This window comes from Kitasatospora sp. NPDC091257 (assembly GCF_044757675.1).
GTDB lineage: Bacteria > Actinomycetota > Actinomycetes > Streptomycetales > Streptomycetaceae > Kitasatospora > Kitasatospora lactacystinica.
Window position 1 is genome coordinate 1 of sequence record NZ_JBIVVI010000934.1, and the last position, 1844, is coordinate 1844.

Here is a 1844-nt window from a genome sequence, read left to right on the forward strand (position 1 = left end):
AACCCGCCGCTCTCCCGATCTGACCCCTCCGGCATCCGTCGGCGCGCACGGCCGCGCCGCGGTCCGTCCCCCTCGACGGACCGCGGCGCAGCGGCTTCACCGGGTGTCAGGGCGTCCCGGTCACACCTGCTGCCAGAGCGCGGGCACGATCGGCGGCTCCCAGCCGACCTGGGCGGTGTGGCCCTGGAGGCAGCGGTAGCCGACGCCGTTGTAGGTCACGATGTCGCCGGCCTGGTAGGTGGTGCCGGCGGTCCAGGTGCCGCCGGGGTTGGGCGAGTCGCTGCCCACCACCAGGGAGAAGCTGGTGCTGTGGGTGGCCGAGCCGGTCCCGGTCAGGGTGATGTTGTAGGTGCCGGTGGGGGTCGAGGCGGAGGTGGCGACGGTGAGCGTCGCCGAGCCGCCGGACTGCACCGAGGACGGGTTGAAGGAGACCGTCACGCCGGTCGGCGCGCCCGAGGCGGTCAGGTTGACCGTCTGGGCCGAGCCGGAGGTGGTCGAGGTGGCGACCGTCGCGGTGGTGGTCTCACCGGGCTTGACGGTGGCGGTGGTGGGGTTCACCGAGAGGGAGAAGTCGTTGGTGGGCGTGGTGCCGCCGACCGAGGTCTTCCAGATGGTGTACGCCACGCCGTCGGCGCTGCGGTTCAGTACCGTCGCGTCGATGTTGGCGGTGGTGTCGCAGGAGGAGTGGTAGCAGGAGTCGTAGGAACGGCCCGCCGTGCCGCCCCACTTGGCCGCCTGCGCCGAGGTCTTGGTGTCGCTGGCGCCGGCCGCGTAGCCGGAGGTCGGGATGCCGGCCTGCTGGAAGGAGTAGTCGTCCGAGCGGCCCTGGCCCTCGACGTTCTCCTCCGGCTTGAGGTTCAGCGAGTCCCAGTAGGCCTTCATCGGTGCGGAGGCCGCGGAGTTGATGTTGTTGATGAAGTAGCCGGCGTTGGTCGAGGCGATCATGTCGAAGTTGTAGTACGCCTTGATCGCGGAGCGCTGGGCGGAGCCCAGCTGGCCGACGTAGGACTGCGAGCCCTGCAGGCCCTGCTCCTCACCGGTCCACCAGGCGAACCGCACGTGCCGGGTCAGGCCGGGGTTCTGCTGGGCGAGCACGAGCGCGTTCTCCAGCAGGGTGGCCGAGCCGGAGCCGTTGTCGTTGATGCCGGGGCCGGCCGAGACGCTGTCCAGGTGGGCGCCGAACATGGTGACCTGGTCGGCCGGGCCGCCGGGCCAGTCGGCGATCAGGTTGTTGGACTGGTAGGTGCAGGAGGTGCAGGTCTGCTCGGTGACGCTGTAACCGGCGGCCTGGAGCTTGCCCTTGATGTACGCCAGCGACTGGCTGTGCCCGGCGCTGCCGGCCCGGCGGTGGCCGCCGTTCTGGCTCGCGATGCTGTTCAGCTGGGACAGGTGGGCCTGGACCTTGGCGACGTCGATGTCGGGTGCGGGACCGCCGGGGTTGCCTCCGCCGCCGACGGTGAGGCTGTACTGGGCGGTGTGGGTGGTGGTGCCGGCGGTGCCGGTGACGGTGATCTGGTAGGTCCCGGCCACGGCCGTCGCGGAGGCGTTGAGGGTGAGGGTGGCGGAGGAGCCGGCCTGGACGGTGGAGGGGTTGAGGCTCGCGGTGACGCCGGTGGGGAGGCCGGAGGCGGTGAGGGTGACGGTCTGGGCGGTGCCGGAGGTCACGGTGGTTGCGACGGTGGCGGTGGTGGAGGCGCCGGGCCGGACGGAGCCGGAGGCCGGGCCGAGGGAGAGCGAGAAGTCGTTGCTGCCGTTGTTGGTGCAGGTGGGGTCGCCGGTCTGGGCGGGGACGCCGACGGCGTCCCAGGCGGCCTTGGCGCGGTTGAAGAAGGTGCAGGTGGGGT

1 protein-coding gene is annotated in these 1844 nt (G+C 71.6%); it reads right to left on the reverse strand.

The window, feature by feature from the left end:
- Positions 1 to 120: 120 nt before the first annotated feature.
- The coding region (locus ACIQOV_RS32310) for a M28 family peptidase (protein ID WP_401054255.1) at positions 121 to 1844 on the reverse strand (1724 nt) is incomplete at its 5' end.